This is a genomic window from Williamsia sp. Y853 (genome assembly GCF_056786495.1).
Genome location: NZ_JBXCJC010000004.1, coordinates 107,395 through 125,890 on the forward strand (window position 1 = coordinate 107,395; position 18,496 = coordinate 125,890).

The window sequence follows — 18,496 nt, forward strand, 5'->3', positions numbered from 1 at the left end:
AAATGTCAGGACTTGAAGGTCGCGTTGCGTTCATCACCGGTGCCGCCCGTGGGCAGGGCCGCGCTCACGCCGTGCGGTTGGCACGCGAAGGTGTCGACATCATCGCTGTGGACATCTGCGAGAACGTCGACTCGATGACGTACCCCAATGCAAGCGAGGCGGATCTGGCCGAAACCGTGCGGCTTGTGGAGCAGCAGGATCGCCGGATCGTCGCCCGCAAGGCGGATGTGCGGAATTACGAGGAGCTTTCGGCTGCATTTGGTGAGGGGCTGGCCGAGTTCGGACGGCTGGACATCGTGATCGCCAACGCCGGGATCATCAGGATGGGACCGGAATCGGAGGACTTCCTCGCCGATTGGAACGACGTCATCGACACGAACCTGTCCGGGGTGTTCCATACCGTCCGTGCCTCACTGCCCGCGCTCCGCGAAGGTGGCCGTGGCGGATCGATCGTGATCACCAGCTCCACTGCGGGATTGAAGGCGTCGGCATCACTCAATGCCAGTGGCATGGCCTATGCATCCGCCAAACGCGGACTTGTCGGGCTCATGCAGGGACTGGCCAGTTATCTTGCACCCGAATGGATTCGGGTCAACACCATTCATCCGACGGGTGTGGCCAGTGGTATGACGATGAACGAGGCCATGACGAAGCTGTTCGAGGAAGCATCGGCCGGTGGCTCCAACTCCATCTCGGGAATGCAGAACGCACTCCCGATTCAGATGCTCGAGCCCGAAGATGTTGCCAACGCAGTGGCTTTCCTGGTCTCCGACGAAGCCAAGTTCATCACCGGAACCGAATGGGCCCTGGACGCGGGCTTCATGATCCGCTGAACATGCGTATCGGCAACTCTGACCGCAGGATGGATTGGATGGAAGCATGAGCACAATACCGGTTTCTGAAGCGTTACCTTCGGCGTTGTTGATCGGAGGTGATCGGGTCACCGGGTCGTCGGGCGGGACGTACGATCACATCTATCCGGCGAATGGGTTGTGTAATGCGACTGTCGAACTCGCCGGATATGACGAGATCGATCGTGCAGTGTCAGCGGGGCGAGAGGCCCAGCGTGAGTGGATCTCCATGCCCCCGGCGCAAAGGCGTGATCTCATGTTCGACCTTGCCGACGCCGTCAAGCAGGACGTTGATCGACTGGCGCGCCTGAATGTTCACGATTTTGCCGTGCCGGTTCGAACCAGCCCCGGTCACGTGATGCTTGCCGAGAGCTTCATTCGGTACTACGCCGGGTACGTCGACAAGGCTCATGGGTCGAGCACCCCGGTATCGAGCAGGTTCGACATCAATCTCATCGAGCGTGAGCCCTATGGCGTGGTCGGCATCATCGCGCCATGGAACGGCCCGATGGTGGTCGTCGGCCTGAACGTTGCTCCCGCCTTGGCCGCTGGGAATGCGGTAATTCTCAAACCATCGGAGTTGTCGCCGTTCAGCCCTCTGCGGTTCGGCGAGCTGTGTCTCGACGTCGGAATGCCGCCAGGGCTTGTCAACGTGCTGCCGTCGGGACCCGAGGGTGGCGACGCGCTTGTCCGTCACCCCGGGATCGGGAAAATCCACTTCACCGGTGGCGGCGACACGGCCCGCAAGATCATCGCCGCCGCCGCACCCAATCTCATTCCGGTGGCCACCGAGTTGGGTGGCAAATCCGCGGACATCGTGTTCGGGGATGCCGACCTCGACCAGGCGGCGATCCTTGCAGCTTGGCAGGGCCCTTTGGGCCAATCAGGGCAGAGTTGTGCATGTGCGAGTCGGATCCTGGTGCAGGACAGCGTCTACGATGACTTCCTCGAGCGATTTCTGAACGTGATCTCGGCTGCGCCGATCGGGGACCCTTTCGACGCGGCCACCCTGGTCGGCCCCGTGGTCAGCCAGGCTGCGGCCGACCGGATCCTCGGTGTGATCGACCGTGCTGTTGAAGAAGAGATGGGTGAACTGATCACCGGAGGTCATCGGATCGGTGGTGACCTCGGCTCCGGGTTCTACATCGAGCCGACAGTGTTCGTCGATGTCGACAACACATCGCCGTTGGCGACTGTCGAAACCTTCGGACCGGTGGTGTCGGTGATGCGTTTTACCGATGAGGCAGAAGCCGTCGCTCTGGCGAACGACACCACTTTCGGTCTGAATGCGTACGTTCAGACGACCGACCTTGCACGCGCGCATCGTGTTGCGCGGCAACTGGAGTCGGGCTCGGTGTGGATCAACAGGAACAGCGACATCTCGCCTCAGGGGCCGTATGGCGGCTACAAACAAAGTGGCACCGGCCGCGCAGGCGGACTGGAAGGACTCCACGAGTTCTTGCAGGTCAAGAACATTCGAATCGGTATGTGAAACTGTCGTTCAACCAGAACCGGCGACGAGCCATCTCGTCGCCGGTTCTGGTTGCTCCTGCCTTGTTCAGCGTTCCTCGATGCTGATCGCCTGGCGGGGACAGACGGCTATCGCCGCGCGGATCGACTTCTCGGATCCTTCTGGAGGAAACTCAACCCAGATGGCCATGTCGTCGTCGCCGATGTCGAAAATGTCAGGCGCGGTCTGGACACAGAGTGCGTGGCCTTCGCAACGATCCTTGTCGACGGTGAGCCTTGGACGCGATGTGGTCATGTCCATCACTCCCCGGGTTGGGTGAAGAGCAGATGGAGTTCTGAAAGACCACGCAGCAGGAAAGTCTTTTCGTAGCTGTACTGGCGATTGCCTGCCGGTCCGTGCTTGTCCTCGTTGATGGCGATGTTGCCGGTGTTCGCGAGGTAGCGTTCGACCGTGGCGGTGGCTTCCGCGCGTGCCAGGGGCGCTCCGGGACAGGTGTGCGCCCCGCGGCCGAATGCGATGTGTTCCCTGTTGTTTTCGCGAGCGAGGTCGAACACATCCGGATTCTCGAACTTGCGGTCGTCGCGGTTACAGGCACCTGGATGGACCATGAGGGTCGTACCGGGCGGCACGTCGACGCCCCCGAGGTTGACGGCCATCTTCGTGAACCGGAAGTCGCTCTTGGTGGGACTTTCCAGTCGCAGGACCTCTTCGATGAACGGTGCTATGACCTTCTTGTCTTCACGCAACTTCGCCTGCAGCTCTTGGTCTTCGGCGATGATGCGAAGCGCAGATCCGATCAGGCGTGCGGTGGTGTCCTGGCCGGCACCGAAGAGGAAAGATGCCAATCGTACGACCACCTCGGGCTCCGGAACGGAGCCGTCGGGATAGGTGGCGGTTGCGAGTTGGGTGAGTACGTCCTCCTGTGGGTTCTCGCGACGATCGATGACGTACTCCATGAATCGCTCTTCGCAATACTCGAGCAGGTTGGTCTCGACGGTTTCTGAGCCACCCAGCGCACCAACAACTTTGGCCTTGAAGTTGCTCATGCGGAGATTCTCGCGATCTTCGTCCGGCATGCCGAGCAGGTCGGCGATCACCAGAGTGGTGAAGGGCCGGGAATAGTCGGCGATCACCTCGCTGGCGCCAGTCGCAACATCCTCGATGAGGCACTGGTCGGCGATGGCGGACATCGCTTCGGCGTTCTCCCGTAGACGACGCGGGGTCATGATGCGACGGAGCAGTCCCCGTTCGCGCTCATGTGGCGCGCCGTCCATCGTGATCAGGTACTCGTGGAAGAACCAGTGCTCGCGGTTCTGCTCGACATAGTCGCTGATGTCGTCGCCGTCGGGCTGGCCCTCGAGCGGTGGGAACGGGCCGGCAACGGAATTGCAGGCAGAGAACACCTCGGGGTCCCGATAGACCTCGATGGCTTCCTCGTAGCCGGTGACGGCCATGACACGGGGCATGGCGATGGGATGTACCGGGCACCGAGACCGCAGCTCGTCGAAATAGGGATACGGGTCGTCCGCCAGTGCGGGTTCGCTGAAGAAGTCTGCCTTGGTGATGTCAACCATCGGAGGCCTTTCGGTGGTGGGCTGTGAGACTGCCGAAGCAAAAATTGATCGATCGATCAGAATGTTACAGTGAGTCATGCATAGTGCGGGAGTGAATTTGAAGTCAAGATCGTGTTCGGGCTCGCGATGCTTGAAGTCCGTACGCGTCTTTGTCGGCGGGGGACGCTGAATGGCAACGCCACGCACGAAGCGTGATCCGGATGCGGTCAATGCCCGCACCCGTTTGATGGAAGCGACGATCGAGGTCATTCTCGAAGAGGGTTACGCCGCGGCGACATCCAGGAAGGTCGCCGCCAGGGCAGGCGTCAAGCAGGCGTTGGTGTACTACTACTTCCCGACGATGGACGACCTGTTTCTCGCCGTGGTCCGTGGAGGCGCCGAGGTCACGTACGAGCGTCAACGTCGCGCGCTGGAACAGAATGATCCACTGCGGGCGTTGTGGCTGGTCAGTGGCGATGCCCGGGCCACCAAGCTGAACACCGAATTCATGGCACTGGCCAATCACCGGAAGGTGATCAGTGCTGAATTGAAGAAGTCGTCCGAGCGCATTCGCGACATCGAGACCGCGGCGGTGACCATGGTTCTTCGGGCTCGTGGCGTCGACTTGGAAAAGTATCCGCCGGTGGTGATGTCGATGATCCTGACGGGTATGGCTCGCAACCTCCGCAACGAGGAAGCTGTCGGCGTCACTGCCGGCCATGCCGAACTCGTGGCGTTCATCGAGCGGTTCATCGACGAGTACTCCTCCGCATCTTCGCCGGAGCACAACGCATGAGTATCGAGAGATCTACCCTGGATTTGTCGGTTGATCAGAGCTGCGCGGTATGGGGGTTCGCACATGCCGCGCAGCTCTGAAATCGATCGAGGTGTTACTTGAGGAGACTTCCCCCGTCGACGGCAAGCGATGTGCCGGTGACGTAGCGGGATTCGTCGGAGGCGAGGAACAGGACCGCGTTGCTGATGTCTTCGGGTTCGACCCAGCCGATCGGCAGAACGTGCATCATCCTTGCGACGACTTCGAGGTCGTCGGGGCCCGGGTTCTCCAGGTCGGGCCGGAACATTTTCATCGTGCCCTCGTTCATGAACATCGGGGAGTTCACATTGGTCGGAAGGACCGAGTTGACTCGGATCGAGTGCTGTCCGAGTTCGACGGCAAAGCTGCGCATGAGTCCGATGACGCCGTGTTTGGCGGCGATGTAATGGCCGGTGTTCGGATAGGCCTTCATGCCGCCGACCGAGCTGGTCAGCACGATGGATCCGCCATTGTTTGCTGATAGTAGATGTGGCACACCGGCTTTGACTGTCTTCCAGACGCCCGACAGGTTGACGTCGATCATTTCCTGCCAGTCGCGCTCGCTGGTCTTGTCGAGGGTCTCGCCGCCGTTGCCGATGCCTGCGTTGGCAATGATGACATCGAGGTGGCCGAGCTCTTCGACACCTTTGTCGACCGCCGACGCGAGTGCGTCGAAGTCGCGTACGTCGACGTGGCTGGCAATGATTCGGCGGTCCAGATCTTCGACCAGCTTGATGGTCTCGGCGAGGTCTTCCGGTGTGGACGCCGCGATCAGTGGCTCGACCTCTTTGGAGATCGGCCCGCAGATGTCGACCGCGATGATGTCGGCACCTTCTTGTGCCAGGCGCACAGCGTGGCTTCGCCCTTGCCCACGCGCTGCTCCGGTGACGAAGGCGACTTTGCCCTCCATGCGTCCTGCCATTGTCCCACCGATCCTTTCGAAATTGATTGCCCGTCGATCCAATTGTTCGCCGACAGGAAACTGATCACTCGATCAGGACTCTGTCACTGTGGGGTTGTTCTGTCAACGATGGGGTCTCGGCAACAATCCTGCCGAAGAACACGGAATAGCCGGTCTAATAGCAAGATCGGGGTATCTGAGCGTCGATACTCTGGGCCCTCCATAGTCGAGTGCCGCATAAATATGATCGATCGATCAGGACAAATTTCGCGAAATGCTTGATTCTTCGATGCGGGAGAGCTAGCTTTGCCGGGTAGTGGACGGACCATCTCCGATCCCTCCTTTCGGACCGTACGCGGCTTGCGCACCGCCGCTGCTCTTCCCTCATGCCTCACAACCCGGATGCTCTCCGAGGAGGAAAATCGTGACTGCACATCGTATGTTTGTCGCCGCGGTGGCGATTGTTCTGCTGGTGGCCGGCTGTGGCGACCGGGGCGGGGGTGGAACTGCCGACGGCGACAGCACCGGCACCTCGGGTTCGTCTTCAGACGCCGTTTCGGCCGACTTCGGCGATCTGTCGGATGTGTGTCAGCAGGGTTCGATGTCTGCCTCGCCGACTCAGGGTGTGACGGCCGATGCGATCGGGGTCGGTGTCTTCTCTGACGTGGGGTTCAACAAGAATGCCGAATTCGTCAATGCGGCGAAGGTTTTCACGTCGTGGTGCAACGAGTTGGGCGGCATCGGCGGCCGCAAGATCACGGCCACCACCCGCGACTCGAAGCTGATGGATGTACGGAAGCAGATGTTGGAGGCGTGTCGCGAGGATTTTGCTCTTGTCGGCGGTGGTAGTGCACTCGACGGCCTCGGAGTGAAGGAACGGGTCTCTTGTCTGTTGCCGAGCTTCCCTGCGCAGGTCGCTCAATTGTCGTCGGTGGGTTCTGATCTCGAGATCAGTGCGGATCCGACTCAGGTGCCCGGCTACGACCCGTTCTTCGGGTTCCGCCAGTGGTTGATCAACGATGCCCATCCCGATTCGGCCGATGCGGTCGGAATCATCAACGGAGATTCGCCGGTCACCAAGCTCATGGGGGAGCAGGCCGTTGAGTCCACCGAAGCGGCCGGTGGGGTGTTTGTCTACAACGATCTGTATCCGGCTATGGGCGTTTCGGATTGGACACCGTACGCGCAGGCCTTGAAGAGCAAGGGTGTCAAGGGACTGATCTTCTATGGTGAGTTCTCGCAGTTGGCCAAACTGGAGAGCGTGCTGACGTCCATGGAGTACAAGCTCGATTGGATTGATGCGAACAACAACGCCTACGGGCAGCAGTTCGCCGACTTGGTGGGCAACTCCGCGGATTATCAGCACAACTACGTGGACCTCGGCGGAAATCTGCCGCTCAGCAGTGACGCGCCGGCGATGAAGCAGCTCAAGGACCTATGGGCGAAATATGCCCCCGGTGCAGAGCTGACACATCCGGCGATGCGCGCGATGTCCTCCTGGCTACTCTTTGCCACATCGGCCGCCAAGTGCGGGGACGACCTCACACGTACCTGCCTTCACGACACCGCGAAGAAGGAAACCGCCTGGACCGGTGGGGGTCTGCACGCGCCTGTGAATCTGGCGCAGCCGACGCCGCCGTCAGCCTGCTTCAACGTCGAACGACTGACCGGTGCGGGATGGGAGCCTGCAGACTTTCAACCCGACAACGGCCCGTACCGATGTGACGTTGCCCCGTACAAATACACCGAGACCTACGGCACCCCCCTCACTCTGGCCGACGTAGGTAAGAGCATGAGCGACGTCAAATGAGTGGGGTGCCGTGAAAACGATGGCAGCCGAATATCATTCACCGTCCACAGTGGCGGAAGCGGTGACCCTCCTCGCCGAGCTGGGTGACGACGCGACCGCTGTCTCCGGTGGACAGAGTTTGCTGCCGATGATGGAGATGGGGTTGGTCGAGTACTCCCACCTGGTTGATCTGCGTGGCATACCCGAAATGCAGGGCTTCGACATCGGTCCGGATTCGGTCTGGATCGGCGCGGGTACAACGCATGCCGCGATCGGACGATCGGGGTTGATCGGGACCAATGTGCCATTGCTCTCGCGTGCGACTCCTCTGATCGGCCATTCCGGTATTCGCGACAGGGGAACGATCGGCGGATCGATCGCCCATGCCGATGCTGCGGCCGAGTACGCCGCGGTGGCGTTGGCGCTTGATGCCGAGTTCGAGGCGATCTCGCCTCGTGGCAATCGCACGATCGAGGCAACGGACTTCTTCGTCGGCCCGTGGCGAACCGCATTGGCCGATGACGAACTCCTGACCGGGATCGTGGTTCCGATCCGCTGTGGCAGAAGCGGGTACGCCATCGAAGAGTTCGTCTGGCGCAGCGGGGAGTTCGCAGTGGCGGGTGCAGCTGTGGTCATCTGGCTCGACGCCTACTCTCGCGTCGACCACTGCGCGATCGCACTGTTCGGTCTGGCCCCGTCGGTGGTGCGGGCTCTTGTTGCCGAACTGGCGGTTGTGGGTTCGCATGTGGAGGAGATCTGTCCCGAAGAGGTTGGTTCTGAAGCGATTTCGGGGCTGTCGGCCATCAATGCCCATCGCGGACGTACGGGAGCCGCGATGGTGGCACGTGCGTGGCGCCGTGCAGTTCACGAAGCGCAATATCCACGAGGGGCCGATTTCCCGCCCCTCGTGGATATTCGCGATACCGGGACGGCTACTTGAGGCAGCTGCCTGCGTCGACGGACAGTGTCACACCGGTGACGAAGCGGGCTTCGTCGGAGGCGAGGAAGAGCACCGCGTTGCTGATGTCCTCGGGTTCGACCCAGCCGATCGGGAGCACGTGCATGAACTTCGCGACGAGTTCCATGTCGTCGGGCCCCGGGTTCTCCAGATCGGGACGGAACAGCTTCATCGTGCCCTCGTTCATGAACATCGGAGTGTTCACATTGGTCGGGTGCACAGAATTGACGCGGATCGAATGCTCTCCGAGTTCGACGGCGAAGCTGCGCATGAGCCCGACAACGCCGTGCTTGGCGGCGATGTAGTGGCCGGTGTTCGGGTAGGCCTTGAGTCCGCCAACCGAGCTGGTCAGGATGATCGATCCGCCATTGCCCCCTGAGATCAGGTGCGGAACACCGGCTTTCACCGACTTCCAGACGCCCGACAGGTTGACGTCGATCATCTCCTGCCAGTCGCGCTCGCTCGTCTTGTCGAGGGTCTCGCCGCCGTTGCCGATGCCGGCATTGGCAACGATGACATCAAGCCTCCCGAGTTGTTCGACGCCACTGTCGACGGCGGCTTTCAGAGCGTCGTAGTCGCGGACATCCGCCTGTACCGCAACGATCCGGCGGTCGAGGTCCTCGACGAGCTTGACGGTTTCGGCGAGGTCTTCCGGTGTGGACACCGCGATCACGGCCTCCTCTTCGGAGATCGGTCCGCAGATGTCGACTGCGATGATATCGGCACCTTCCTGTGCCAAACGCACTGCGTGGCTGCGCCCTTGCCCGCGCGCTGCTCCCGTGATGAAGGCAACCTTGCCCTCCATACGTCCCGCCATCGTGCACCAACCCTTTCGAGATCGACTCATCGTCGGTTCTCGCTCAGAGCCGACTGTTTACGTAAATGCTGAACACTCGCTCAGCACATTTCCACCAAACGGGTCAGCATGTCAACGTTTTGACCGAACAGGCGAAATCGATCTCAGGTGCGTCGGGTTTGACGTATTCTGCGGCGTTCAGGCGCCGCGTTTGTCGGCGTATCGCCGCAGGTTCTCGACCTGATCTGGGTCGAGCGAGGGGCGGACCCTTGCCCGGGCGACGGCCACATCTTCGGCCGTCACGGTGGCGGCGTCGATGTTGCGACGCATGGCGGCCAGCGCCGCCTCGCGCAAGAGCGCCGAACAGTCGGCCGCGGAGTATCCGTCCAGATCGGCGCCGAGCTCATCGAGATCGATGCCTTCTGCGAGCGGTACCGACCGGCTCGAGGTCCGCAGGATGTCGCCGCGGGCTTCGGCGTCTGGTGGTGGTACGAACACCAGGCGTTCGAGCCGGCCGGGCCGCAACAGTGCGGGGTCGATCAGGTCGGGTCGGTTGGTCGCGCCCAGGACGACCACATCACGTAGCGGTTCGACGCCGTCGAGTTCGGTGAGCAGGGCCGCGACCACCCGATCGCCGACGCCGGAATCAGAGGACTGCCCTCGTCGTGGCGCGAGCGCGTCGATCTCGTCGAGGAAGATGAGCGATGGTGCGGACTCCCGGGCCCGGTCGAACAGGTCCCGGACGGCTTTTTCCGAACTGCCGACCCACTTGTCCATGAGTTCAGCACCTTTGACGCTGTGGACACTGAGCTGCCCGGATGCGGCGAGTGCGCGCACCACGAAGGTCTTGCCGCAGCCGGGAGGGCCGTAGAGCAGCACACCGCGCGGCGGGTCGACGCCCAGACGGGTGAAGGTGTCGGGATGTCGCAGTGGCCACAGGACGGCCTCGGTCAGGGCCTGCTTTGTCTCGACCATGTCGCCGACGTCCTCGAGGGTGATGCCACCGACGGCAACCTCCGGTGAGGCCGACCGTGACACCGGCCGGATCACTTCCAATGCGCCGCTGAGGTCGGCCTCGGTCAGCTTGGGAGGCTTGCCATCTCGCGCGCTGCGGGCGGCGGCGCGCAGCGCACCTTCGCGGGTCAGGGCAGCGAGGTCCGCGGCAACGAAGCCGGGTGTTCGGGAGGCGATGTCACTGAGATCGATGGTCTCGGTGGGAACGTCGGTCAGCAGTGCGGTGAGCAGTCCTCGCCGGATCTTGTTGTCCGGAAGAGCGATTGACAGTTCCCGATCACAGAGTTCTGGATCGCGCAGGCGGGTATCGAGGTTCTCCGGCCGGGAGCTGGTGCAGATCAAGGCGACTCGCGACGCGGTGATGGCGGTCCGCAGCGCGTCGAGGATCAAGGCGGACACCGGATCGGCCTCTGCGGGCAGCAGTGCTTCGACGTCGCTGATCAGCAGGACTGATCCGCGCTCGTCGGATGATGAAACCAGTTGGTCGGCAGCATCTCTGACCGCGGCCAGCCGGGCGGATGACTCCAGGGCGCCAGTCACCGGACCGTCCAGGTAGATCAGGTTGCGGTCGGCACACACGGCCCGGACCACCGTGGCCTTGCCCGCTCCGGGTGGACCGGTGACGATCGCGCCGAGCCGTGCCTGCGCGCCGAGCGCGGTGAGCAATTCGGGGTTGTCGAGTGCCAAGCCGATCCACTCGGTGAGCTTGCCGACCTGGGCATCCACGCCGACCAGTTCATCGACCCGGCGTACGGGTGGCGCCGGTGTACTCGGAGTCTGTACCCGCATCGGTGCGCTCGGGGTCGGCGTCGGGTTCGTGGCTGTGCTCGTGCGGTCGGCCCACAGCACAGCGGTGTCGGGTTGCACACTCACCGGGCCTGCCGGCTCGGCGGCGACGACGGTCAGCAGTTCGTTGGTCCAGGTGATGCCGACCGAACGTGCCAGGGTGCGGGTGGCCTCGGAGGTGGCGAACTCGGGGCCGAGGTCGCGGGGGAGCAACGAGACCACATCGCCCACCGACACCACCTTGCCGAGCAGGGCCCGGCGCAGTGTTCGTTCGTCGACCGACTCAGAGGTCAGGGACGAACCCCGCACCACGATGCGGGTGGCGCCATGGACCACGGCCGGTGCGAGGACCACGGGCGCATCGGGTTTGATCCCGGCATTCGACAACGTCAGTTCGTCGAGCAGGGCGATACCTGTCGGTTCGGACGCAGAGGTCGCGGCAATGACCGCGGTGGTGGTCCGGGATCCGATGACCGCAACGCCATCCCATTCGCGCAATGCCAGGCCGGTGAGCACTTCAGGGTGCACCCGGACGATGCCGCGCCGGGCCTCGGCGGCCGACAGGTTGAGTCGTGCGGTCAGTGTCAGCTGCGGTGATCCGGTGTGGGTGGGATCAGCGGCCGCGGATTCGGATGTCACAGAAGCAAAACTACCGGTATCAGGCCCCGGGCCGCCGCAATCCGAGACGGGCCGCGGATTGGGTCGGCCGTCCGCGACGCACCTGGCGGATCGCGCGGCGCTCGGCACGCCGTTCCCGCGGATGGTAATCCCAGGTCTCCGGGCGGCTGGCGACCCAGCGTTTGGTGCGCCAGGCGAAGGGGATGTGGATCAGGTAGAGGCCGATGGCGGCGAACATCAGAGCGTACGGGTAAGTCAGCAGGGCCGCGGCGACCAGCGCCACCCCGATCAGCACCAGCACCAGTGCATTGGGTGGTACCGCAAACGATTTCAGCGACGCGGTGGGCAGTCGGCTCACCGCGAGCAGTGCGGTGAAGGTCATCCATCCGCCGACGAATATGTCCGATGTCCACCAGCCGGAGCCGAACTGCTGGTCGAGCGCGATCGGCAGGATCGCGATCAGGGCGGCCGCCGGTGCGGGTACGCCGACGAAATAGTCCTTGGTGTACTGCGGCCGGTCATCGTCGTCGATCAGGGTGTTGAACCGGGCCAGTCGCAAAACGATTGCGCAGCAGTAGATCAGCGACAGCAACCAGCCGGCGTCATTGCCCTGCAGCATGAGCACGTACAGCGTGAGTGCGGGCGCGACACCGAAGTTGATGGCATCGGCGAGTGAATCGAGTTCGGCGCCGATCTTGGTTGTCGCGCCGAGCAGTCGCGCGATCCGTCCGTCGATGCCGTCGAGCAGAGCCGCCGCGGCGATCATCGCCACGCACAGGTCGACCCGGCCGTCGAGTGCGAACTTGGTCGCCGACAAACCGGCGCAGATCGCCAGCACGGTGAACGCAGATGGCACCAGCAGCTTGCCGGTGTTCAGCGTTCCGGCTCGACTCGGCCGCCGACGGCCGGTTGTCGGTGTGACGCGGCGGGAGGCTGTGCGTTGGGTTTCGCCCCGTCCGTAGGCAATCATTTCAATTGCGCCAAAATGGTTTCCGCGCCCACCGCACGCTGCCCGACGGCAACCAGCGGGCGGGTGCCCTCGGGAAGGTAGAGGTCGACCCGGGATCCGAACCTGATCAGGCCGTAGGTGTCGCCGAGTGTGACCTCATCACCTGGTTTGGCGTCGCAGACGATGCGGCGGGCCAGGAGTCCGGCGATCTGGACCACGGCGAGTTCGGCGCCGTCGGCGGTGCGGATCAGCATCGAGTTGCGTTCGTTCGCCTCACTGGCCGCCGGGAGGTCGGCGCTGACGAACGAACCGGATCGGTATTCGATCGCCTCGACCTTGCCTGCGACAGGAATCCGCTGCACGTGCACGTCGAAGACCGAGAGAAAGATCGAGACCCGGGGACGCGGGGTGTCGCCGAGTCCCAGTTCGACGGGTGGGGCCGCGTGATCGACCAGGGCGACCTGCCCGTCGGCCGGAGCGACAACAACACCGGGCGCGTTCGGTGGCACCCGCGACGGGTGGCGGAAGAACGCGGCGGTGGCGAGCGCGGCAACGGTGGCCGGGGTGCGGATCCACCCATGTTTGCGCCCGGCCACGGCGATGGCGGCCGGAACCGCGACAAACGGGATTCCGGCTCGGTGCAGCGGCGGCACGGTCTCGCGGATGAGGTCTGCGATGTGAGCCAGACCGGTACTCGGCTCGGCGTCTGTCGGAGTGGGGCGTCTGGCCATGGCGTTATTGTTCCAGGCCATCGGCCGGAGCCGCGGCCGGTGCCGATGAGGCGAGTGTTTTCGCAGGTCCGAGGCGATATCGGTGGTGGTGTGTCATAGCTCTTCGAGTACCAGGACCTCGACTGTGCTGCCGGCGTCGACCTTGTCGGTGTCGGCAGAGATGTCCAGTAGGACGTTGGCCGAAGCCATGTACGCGAGGTGATGTGACGCCGGGGGTCCGATGGGCCGGACCTGTGCGACACCATCGGTGATCGTGAGTTCTCCACGCCGGAATTGCCGTTTTCCCTTGGGCGAGGTGAAGGCCTCGGTAACCGATGCCGCGATGGTTCGGCGCTGGGCCGGTAGTCCCATCGCGGACCGCAGTGGCGGGCGGATGAACACCTCGAACGACACCTGCGCGCTCACGGGATTGCCCGGCAGCGTGATGATCGGCACCGGGTTGCCGCCTGCGCTCGTGTAGATGCCGCAGCCCTGCGGCATCCCGGGTTGCATCGCAACCTTCACGAAGTCGACACCTTCGCCGGTGAGGGCGTCCTTGACGACCTCGTAGGCGCCCGCGCTGACTCCACCGGAGGTGATGATCAGATCGACATGCGGGCCTTCTTTTCCGTCGATGTAACTGTCGAGACTGGCCCGGAACTCGGTGACGTCATCGGGCACGAAATGAGCCTGCTCGGCATGCGCGCCGGCCTCGATGGCGGCCGCGGTCAACATCGCGCCGTTCGACTCGTAGATCTGCCCGAACTCGAGTGGTGTGCCCGCCGGAACCAGTTCGCTGCCGGTGGAGAGGACCAGTACCCGCAGCGGAGCGTAGATCGGCAATTCGGCCAGACCCAGTGCGGCGGCGAGACCGAGTTGCGGTGCCCGCAGGACTCGACCGGCGGGCAGCGCGCGGGCTCCGATGCCGATGTCGGATCCGGCCCGCCGGATCGCTGTGCCGGCCGGGGCAGCTGCGAAGACCCGCACGGTGTCGGTGCCACCGTCGGTGCGTTCGACCTGGATCACCGCGTCGGCGCCTGCAGGCATCGGTGCCCCGGTCATGATCCGGTGCGCGGTTCCGGGCGCCAGCGTTAGCGCGTCCCTCCGTCCGGCCGGGATGTCGGCGGCCACCGGCAGGGCCACCGGGGCGTCCTCGGTGGCGGTGGCGATGTCTTCGGCGCGGACGGCATAGCCGTCCATGGCCGAATTGTCGAAGCCGGGCAACGTGATCGGGGCATCGGTGTCTTCGGCGAGTACCCGGCCCAGTGCCGATGCGGCAGGCACGGTGACAACGCGTGGCGCCCGGAACAGAGCGGTCACCGCATCCTGATGTTCGGAGACGCTGCGCATCAGTTCTTGGCTCCGTACTTCGAGAGGAAAAGGGCAAGGGACAGTGCAGTTTTGGAGATCTCGTCGGGATCGACGCTCTCGTTCGGTGCGTGGATCCGGCACGCAGGCTCCTCGACACCGAGCAACGCGATCTCGGCTTGTGGACAGATTTCCGCGAGGACGGTGCACAGCGGGATCGATCCACCCTGGCCCGAGTGGACGACGGGTTTGCCGTAGGCCTTGGCCATCGCCGCGGTCAGGGCGGTGTAGCCGGGTCCGGTGGTGACGGCAGAGAACGGGGCGCCGGTCGCCTGGATCTCGACGTCCACCCGGGCATGCCACGGAATGTGTTCGCGCAAATGCTTTTCCAGCGCTGTCGCGGCCTCGTCGGGATCCATGCCTGGTGGTACCCGCAAGTTCAATTGCGCGGCTGCCCGCGGGTTGATCGCGGCCGGGGCGCCGGCTGTCGGTGGTGCGTCGATACCGATCACGGTCACCGCCGGGCGCGCCCACACCATTTCGGCGGGGGAGCCCGAACCGATGAGGTCGACACCGTCGAGGGTGGTCGAGTCCGCCCGGAACTGCTGCGCGTCGTAGGCGGCGCCGGGCCAGGACTGATCGTTGGTGAGGCCGTCGATCGTGGTGTTGCCGTCGGCGTCGCGAAGAGTTGCCAGGCCGGCTATCAGCGCGGCCAGTGCGTCGGCCGCGCCGCCCCCGAACTGGCCGGAATGAACTTCGGAGGCAAGGGTTTCCACGGACACCTTCACTGCGGCCATGCCCCGCAGGCTGGTGGTGAGCGTGGGAATGCCGGGCGCGACGTTGCCGGTGTCGCAGATGAGGATCATGTCGGCCTGAAAGAGTTCGGGTCGCGTGCGCGCCAGGTGGTCGAGTCCTTCGCCGCCTGCTTCTTCGGATCCCTCGATGACGATCCGGATCCCGACCGGCGGGAGCGGATCGAGCGCGCGCAATGCGGTGAGGATGGCAACCAGATTGCCCTTGCAGTCCGATGCGCCCCGTCCGAACCATCGACCAGCACGTTCGGTCAGCGAAAACGGCGCGCTGTCCCACAGTTCCTCTGGGCCGGACGGTTGCACATCGTGATGCGAGTAGAGCAGAACCGTCGGCGCACCGGCCGGGCCGGGCACGAACCCCAGGATCGTCTGGCTCCCGTCGACGGTGTCCATCACCAGGGAGTCGATGCCTGCGTCGGAAAATGCTCCGCGGACCCAGGCTGCGCTGGCCCGGCAGTCGCTGCGTTTGGCCGGATCGAGGTGCACCGACGGCAGTGCGACCACATCGGCGAGGTCAGAATGCGCGCGTGTCATGAGGCCGGCGACTCGTTTGGACAGTGCGGAAAACTGGGGTGCGCGTTGATCGGCCATGACGCCAAGCATGCCGGAACGGAAGGGCACCTGTCAGCAAGGCGGCCATCCCGCCGTGCGGCCGCCTAGGGGCAGGACTAGCTTTTGAGTCATGGCTGAAGGGTTGCTACTCGACATCGACGGGGTGATCGTCACCTCGTGGGAACCTCTGCCCGGTGCCGTCGAAGCGTTGGAGGCGATCTCCGCATCGGGGATGCCCCGGATGTTCTTGACCAACACGACATCCAAGTCGAGGAGTCAGATCGCGCAAACGCTGACCCGAGTCGGATTCGAAGTGGATGACAATGAGGTGCTGACCGCCGCGGTGCTCACGGCCGAATACCTGCGTGCCAAGCACCCGGGCAAGCGGGTGGTGGTCCTCAACGAAGGACAGGTCTCCGACGACATGGACGGGATCGATCTGGTCGAGGACAACCCGGATGTGGTGGTATTCGGCGGTGCCGGGCCCTCATTCACCCACGAGCTGCTCTCGAAGGCACTGGGCTGGATGATCGACGGCGTACCCGCCATCTCGATGCACCGGTCGCTGTCATGGTCGACCGCGTCGGGGCCGAAAATCGACACGGGTATCTACTTGGAAGGCCTGCAGAAGGCGACCGGCAAGAAGATCCCCGCGATCGGGAAGCCGTCTCCACTGGGATTTCGGTCCGCGATCGAGATGCTCGGAGTCGCTGACCCGGCCGAGGTGGTAATGGTCGGCGACGACATATTCAGCGATGTTCTCGGCGCGCAAAAAGCTGCCATGGTCGGGGTTCTGGTTCGCACCGGAAAGTTCCGGCCCGAACAACTCGAGGTCCTGGAAGCAGACGAGTTCGGGCAGGTCCCCGACCATGTCATCGACTCGGTCGCAGACCTGCCCGCGCTACTGGAAAAACTCTGATCCACCGTGATCAGGCGATGGCGAGCTTGATCTTCGTCAGCGTCTGATTCATCCCGTCGACCAACTCGGCGTCAAACGGCTTCTCGCCGCCCATCGCGGCATTGATGAGGACCTGGGAGACCTTGCTGGTCCCTTTGGGTGCCTCGCGGCGTTCCGTCAGCTTCACGCCGTCGGCGGTGGGCGTGATGGTGAAACTCCACACGCTGTTGTTCTCGGCGATCCTGTAGGCGATCTCCTTGTTCGGCTCGTACCGCACCACTTTCGACCTGGTCGGCCACACCAGCAGACCGCGCTTGTTGATGTTGATGGTTTTGGTTCCGAGGGTGACCGGTCCGCCGCCGCGCACGATGGTCTTGCGGCACTGCGGGCTCCATTCGCCCATCCGTTGCAGGTCGGACACCACCTTCCAGACCTGCTCCGGGGAGGCTTTGATCTCGGTGGACGCTTCGAGCAATGGGGCAGCCATGTTTCTCCTGTCGCGGTTCTACGTCATGAACGAACTCGTCGGTACGGCTTCATCAATGAACCGCGGACCCGACTTCGTCAATGTACGTTGTCACTATCCGATCAGGATCTTGTCATAGTCTGCGATGCGATCGGACAGGGTCCGCAGATGTTCGGCGCTACCTCCGAGAGTGTGTTCGATGGCAAGTAGGCGACTGGCGTAGTGACCGACCGGATACTCCGCGGTGATTCCGATGCCGCCGTGCATCTGAATGGCTTCCTGGCCGACCTTGCGGGCCGACCGGCAGATCTGCAGTTTGGCTCGCGAGGCGATGACCGGATCGATGTCGCCGTCTGCTAGCGACACCGTCGCATAGAGGCTCATACTGCGGGCCAGCTCGACAAGGACGTACAGGTCCGCGGCCCGGTGCGTCAGCGTCTGGAACGTGGCCAGCGGCACTCCGAACTGCTTGCGCTGCTTCAGATACTCGGCCGTCAGGCGCAGGGTTTCGTCCATGGCACCGACAGCCTCGGCGCACAACCCGACCTGCGCGAGCACCTCACTGCGGATCAGCGCAGCAGCGGTGTCGCCGGAATCGAGCAGGGCCGCCGGAGCGTCCTGCAGGTCGATCTGGGCGCCGCGCCGCGAGTCATGCGTCCGGAACGGCGTGCGCGTGACACCACGGTCAGCAGAATCGACCAGGAACAGCCGGACGGCGTCGTCGAGGCGGGCGGTGACGACGAGGACGTCGGCGCAGTCGCCGTGCAGCACCGGATTCTTGATGCCGGTCAGCGTGTAGCCGTCGCCGGATGGGGTCGCGGTTGTCGCGACCGCCGCGTTCGGCCAGCGATCGCCGGGCTCGATATGGGCGAAGGCGGCCAGCACTTCACCGGCGGCCAGCGCAGGCAGGTACTTCGACTTCTGCTCGGCGCTGCCGGTGTCGGCGATGATCCCGCCGGGGATGATCACCGCGTCGAGGAGCGGTTCGGGTGCCAGGGCGCGGCCGAACTCGCCGAGGACGGCACCGACCTCTTCGGGGCCTGCACCCATTCCGCCATCGTCCTCGCTGAATTGCAGGCCGAGAATCCCGATCTCTGCCAATGACTTCCAGAGGTCGCGACTCCAGCCGAGGTCGGTATCGGTGACCGCGCGGAGCTTTTCGAGATCGTAGAACTTGGACAGCACATCGCGCGTGGTGTCACGCAGCATCGTCTGCTCTTCGCTGTATTCGAAATCCATGGTGTTCGGTG

The 18,496-nt window shown here is 63.7% G+C and carries 17 protein-coding genes; 6 read left to right on the forward strand and 11 right to left on the reverse strand.

The features are described from left to right. The first annotated feature begins 2 nt into the window (after positions 1-2). Entirely contained in the window at positions 3-833 is an 831-nt protein-coding gene (locus AC1TPF_RS21025) for a mycofactocin-coupled SDR family oxidoreductase (RefSeq protein WP_482141183.1), read from the forward strand. Positions 834-879: 46 nt separating this feature from the next. Then, the gene (locus AC1TPF_RS21030; protein WP_482145205.1) at positions 880-2,343 is read left to right on the forward strand and encodes an aldehyde dehydrogenase family protein; all 1,464 of its coding nucleotides are present in this window, start codon (positions 880-882) and stop codon (positions 2,341-2,343) included. A gap of 66 nt (positions 2,344-2,409) precedes the next feature. On the opposite strand, the gene AC1TPF_RS21035 is transcribed toward AC1TPF_RS21030, so the two are convergent. Both AC1TPF_RS21035 and AC1TPF_RS21040 read right to left on the reverse strand, forming a co-directional pair. Beyond that, positions 2,410-2,616: a ferredoxin gene (locus AC1TPF_RS21035; protein WP_482141179.1), complete on the reverse strand. Its 207-nt coding sequence runs from the start codon at positions 2,614-2,616 to the stop codon at positions 2,410-2,412. A 5-nt stretch (positions 2,617-2,621) separates the two neighbouring features. Beyond that, a complete protein-coding gene (locus AC1TPF_RS21040) occupies positions 2,622-3,896 on the reverse strand; it encodes a cytochrome P450 (protein WP_482141177.1) in 1,275 nt (424 codons plus the stop codon). 169 nt (positions 3,897-4,065) lie between these two features. Between AC1TPF_RS21040 and AC1TPF_RS21045 the strand changes: the two genes are divergently transcribed. Beyond that, complete coding sequence (locus tag AC1TPF_RS21045; RefSeq protein ID WP_482141175.1) at positions 4,066-4,671, forward strand: TetR/AcrR family transcriptional regulator; 606 nt, start codon at positions 4,066-4,068, stop codon at positions 4,669-4,671. Positions 4,672-4,765: 94 nt separating this feature from the next. On the opposite strand, the gene AC1TPF_RS21050 is transcribed toward AC1TPF_RS21045, so the two are convergent. Then, positions 4,766-5,611: a mycofactocin-coupled SDR family oxidoreductase gene (locus AC1TPF_RS21050; RefSeq protein ID WP_482141173.1), complete on the reverse strand. Its 846-nt coding sequence runs from the start codon at positions 5,609-5,611 to the stop codon at positions 4,766-4,768. Positions 5,612-6,029: 418 nt separating this feature from the next. Between AC1TPF_RS21050 and AC1TPF_RS21055 the strand changes: the two genes are divergently transcribed. Both AC1TPF_RS21055 and AC1TPF_RS21060 read left to right on the forward strand, forming a co-directional pair. Beyond that, positions 6,030-7,400: an ABC transporter substrate-binding protein gene (locus tag AC1TPF_RS21055; RefSeq protein ID WP_482141479.1), complete on the forward strand. Its 1,371-nt coding sequence runs from the start codon at positions 6,030-6,032 to the stop codon at positions 7,398-7,400. Positions 7,401-7,410: 10 nt separating this feature from the next. Beyond that, the gene (locus AC1TPF_RS21060; protein ID WP_482145206.1) at positions 7,411-8,319 is read left to right on the forward strand and encodes an FAD binding domain-containing protein; all 909 of its coding nucleotides are present in this window, start codon (positions 7,411-7,413) and stop codon (positions 8,317-8,319) included. Here AC1TPF_RS21060 and AC1TPF_RS21065 read toward each other — a convergent pair. The 6 genes from AC1TPF_RS21065 to AC1TPF_RS21090 all read right to left on the reverse strand — a co-directional run bounded on the left by AC1TPF_RS21065 (position 8,312) and on the right by AC1TPF_RS21090 (position 15,921). Next, positions 8,312-9,154, reverse strand: a complete 843-nt coding sequence (locus AC1TPF_RS21065) for a mycofactocin-coupled SDR family oxidoreductase (protein WP_482141170.1) — start codon at positions 9,152-9,154, stop codon at positions 8,312-8,314. The genes AC1TPF_RS21060 and AC1TPF_RS21065 overlap by 8 nt on opposite strands. 177 nt (positions 9,155-9,331) lie before the next feature. Continuing rightward, positions 9,332-11,572: an AAA family ATPase gene (locus AC1TPF_RS21070; RefSeq protein ID WP_482145207.1), complete on the reverse strand. Its 2,241-nt coding sequence runs from the start codon at positions 11,570-11,572 to the stop codon at positions 9,332-9,334. Between the two features lie 19 nt (positions 11,573-11,591). Further along, on the reverse strand, positions 11,592-12,521 hold the full coding sequence (locus AC1TPF_RS21075) for a CDP-alcohol phosphatidyltransferase family protein (protein WP_482141166.1): 930 nt from the start codon (positions 12,519-12,521) through the stop codon (positions 11,592-11,594). Continuing rightward, positions 12,518-13,231 carry a phosphatidylserine decarboxylase gene (locus AC1TPF_RS21080; protein WP_482141164.1) on the reverse strand — a complete coding sequence of 238 codons (714 nt, stop codon included), beginning with the start codon at positions 13,229-13,231 and terminating at the stop codon, positions 12,518-12,520. The genes AC1TPF_RS21075 and AC1TPF_RS21080 overlap by 4 nt, the downstream gene beginning before the upstream one ends. A 93-nt stretch (positions 13,232-13,324) precedes the next feature. Beyond that, positions 13,325-14,560: a molybdopterin molybdotransferase MoeA gene (moeA, locus tag AC1TPF_RS21085; protein WP_482145208.1), complete on the reverse strand. Its 1,236-nt coding sequence runs from the start codon at positions 14,558-14,560 to the stop codon at positions 13,325-13,327. Beyond that, positions 14,560-15,921 carry a M20/M25/M40 family metallo-hydrolase gene (locus AC1TPF_RS21090; RefSeq protein ID WP_482145209.1) on the reverse strand — a complete coding sequence of 454 codons (1,362 nt, stop codon included), beginning with the start codon at positions 15,919-15,921 and terminating at the stop codon, positions 14,560-14,562. The genes moeA and AC1TPF_RS21090 overlap by 1 nt, the downstream gene beginning before the upstream one ends. A gap of 91 nt (positions 15,922-16,012) precedes the next feature. Between AC1TPF_RS21090 and AC1TPF_RS21095 the strand changes: the two genes are divergently transcribed. Then, positions 16,013-16,801, forward strand: coding sequence for an HAD-IIA family hydrolase (locus AC1TPF_RS21095; protein ID WP_482145210.1), 789 nt, complete (start codon positions 16,013-16,015; stop codon positions 16,799-16,801). 10 nt (positions 16,802-16,811) lie between these two features. On the opposite strand, the gene AC1TPF_RS21100 is transcribed toward AC1TPF_RS21095, so the two are convergent. Together AC1TPF_RS21100 and AC1TPF_RS21105 are read right to left on the reverse strand one after the other, a co-directional pair. Then, positions 16,812-17,267 (reverse strand): SRPBCC family protein, encoded by a 456-nt coding sequence (locus AC1TPF_RS21100; protein WP_482141156.1) that lies wholly within the window; start codon positions 17,265-17,267, stop codon positions 16,812-16,814. Positions 17,268-17,360: 93 nt separating this feature from the next. Then, the gene (locus AC1TPF_RS21105; protein WP_482145211.1) at positions 17,361-18,485 is read right to left on the reverse strand and encodes an acyl-CoA dehydrogenase family protein; all 1,125 of its coding nucleotides are present in this window, start codon (positions 18,483-18,485) and stop codon (positions 17,361-17,363) included. Positions 18,486-18,496: the final 11 nt, after the last annotated feature.

Bases quoted from the DNA above. Each gene is read 5' to 3' on its own strand.
- AC1TPF_RS21025 (WP_482141183.1), top strand. From the start codon at position 3: ATGTCAGGACTTGAAGGTCGCGTTGCGTTCATCACCGGTGCCGCCCGT.
- AC1TPF_RS21030 (WP_482145205.1), top strand. From the start codon at position 880: ATGAGCACAATACCGGTTTCTGAAGCGTTACCTTCGGCGTTGTTGATC.
- AC1TPF_RS21035 (WP_482141179.1), bottom strand. From the start codon at position 2,616: ATGACCACATCGCGTCCAAGGCTCACCGTCGACAAGGATCGTTGCGAA.
- AC1TPF_RS21040 (WP_482141177.1), bottom strand. From the start codon at position 3,896: ATGGTTGACATCACCAAGGCAGACTTCTTCAGCGAACCCGCACTGGCG.
- AC1TPF_RS21045 (WP_482141175.1), top strand. From the start codon at position 4,066: ATGGCAACGCCACGCACGAAGCGTGATCCGGATGCGGTCAATGCCCGC.
- AC1TPF_RS21050 (WP_482141173.1), bottom strand. From the start codon at position 5,611: ATGGCAGGACGCATGGAGGGCAAAGTCGCCTTCGTCACCGGAGCAGCG.
- AC1TPF_RS21055 (WP_482141479.1), top strand. From the start codon at position 6,030: ATGTTTGTCGCCGCGGTGGCGATTGTTCTGCTGGTGGCCGGCTGTGGC.
- AC1TPF_RS21065 (WP_482141170.1), bottom strand. From the start codon at position 9,154: ATGGCGGGACGTATGGAGGGCAAGGTTGCCTTCATCACGGGAGCAGCG.
- AC1TPF_RS21075 (WP_482141166.1), bottom strand. From the start codon at position 12,521: ATGATTGCCTACGGACGGGGCGAAACCCAACGCACAGCCTCCCGCCGC.
- AC1TPF_RS21080 (WP_482141164.1), bottom strand. From the start codon at position 13,231: ATGGCCAGACGCCCCACTCCGACAGACGCCGAGCCGAGTACCGGTCTG.
- moeA (WP_482145208.1), bottom strand. From the start codon at position 14,560: ATGCGCAGCGTCTCCGAACATCAGGATGCGGTGACCGCTCTGTTCCGG.
- AC1TPF_RS21090 (WP_482145209.1), bottom strand. From the start codon at position 15,921: ATGGCCGATCAACGCGCACCCCAGTTTTCCGCACTGTCCAAACGAGTC.
- AC1TPF_RS21095 (WP_482145210.1), top strand. From the start codon at position 16,013: ATGGCTGAAGGGTTGCTACTCGACATCGACGGGGTGATCGTCACCTCG.
- AC1TPF_RS21100 (WP_482141156.1), bottom strand. From the start codon at position 17,267: ATGGCTGCCCCATTGCTCGAAGCGTCCACCGAGATCAAAGCCTCCCCG.
- AC1TPF_RS21105 (WP_482145211.1), bottom strand. From the start codon at position 18,485: ATGGATTTCGAATACAGCGAAGAGCAGACGATGCTGCGTGACACCACG.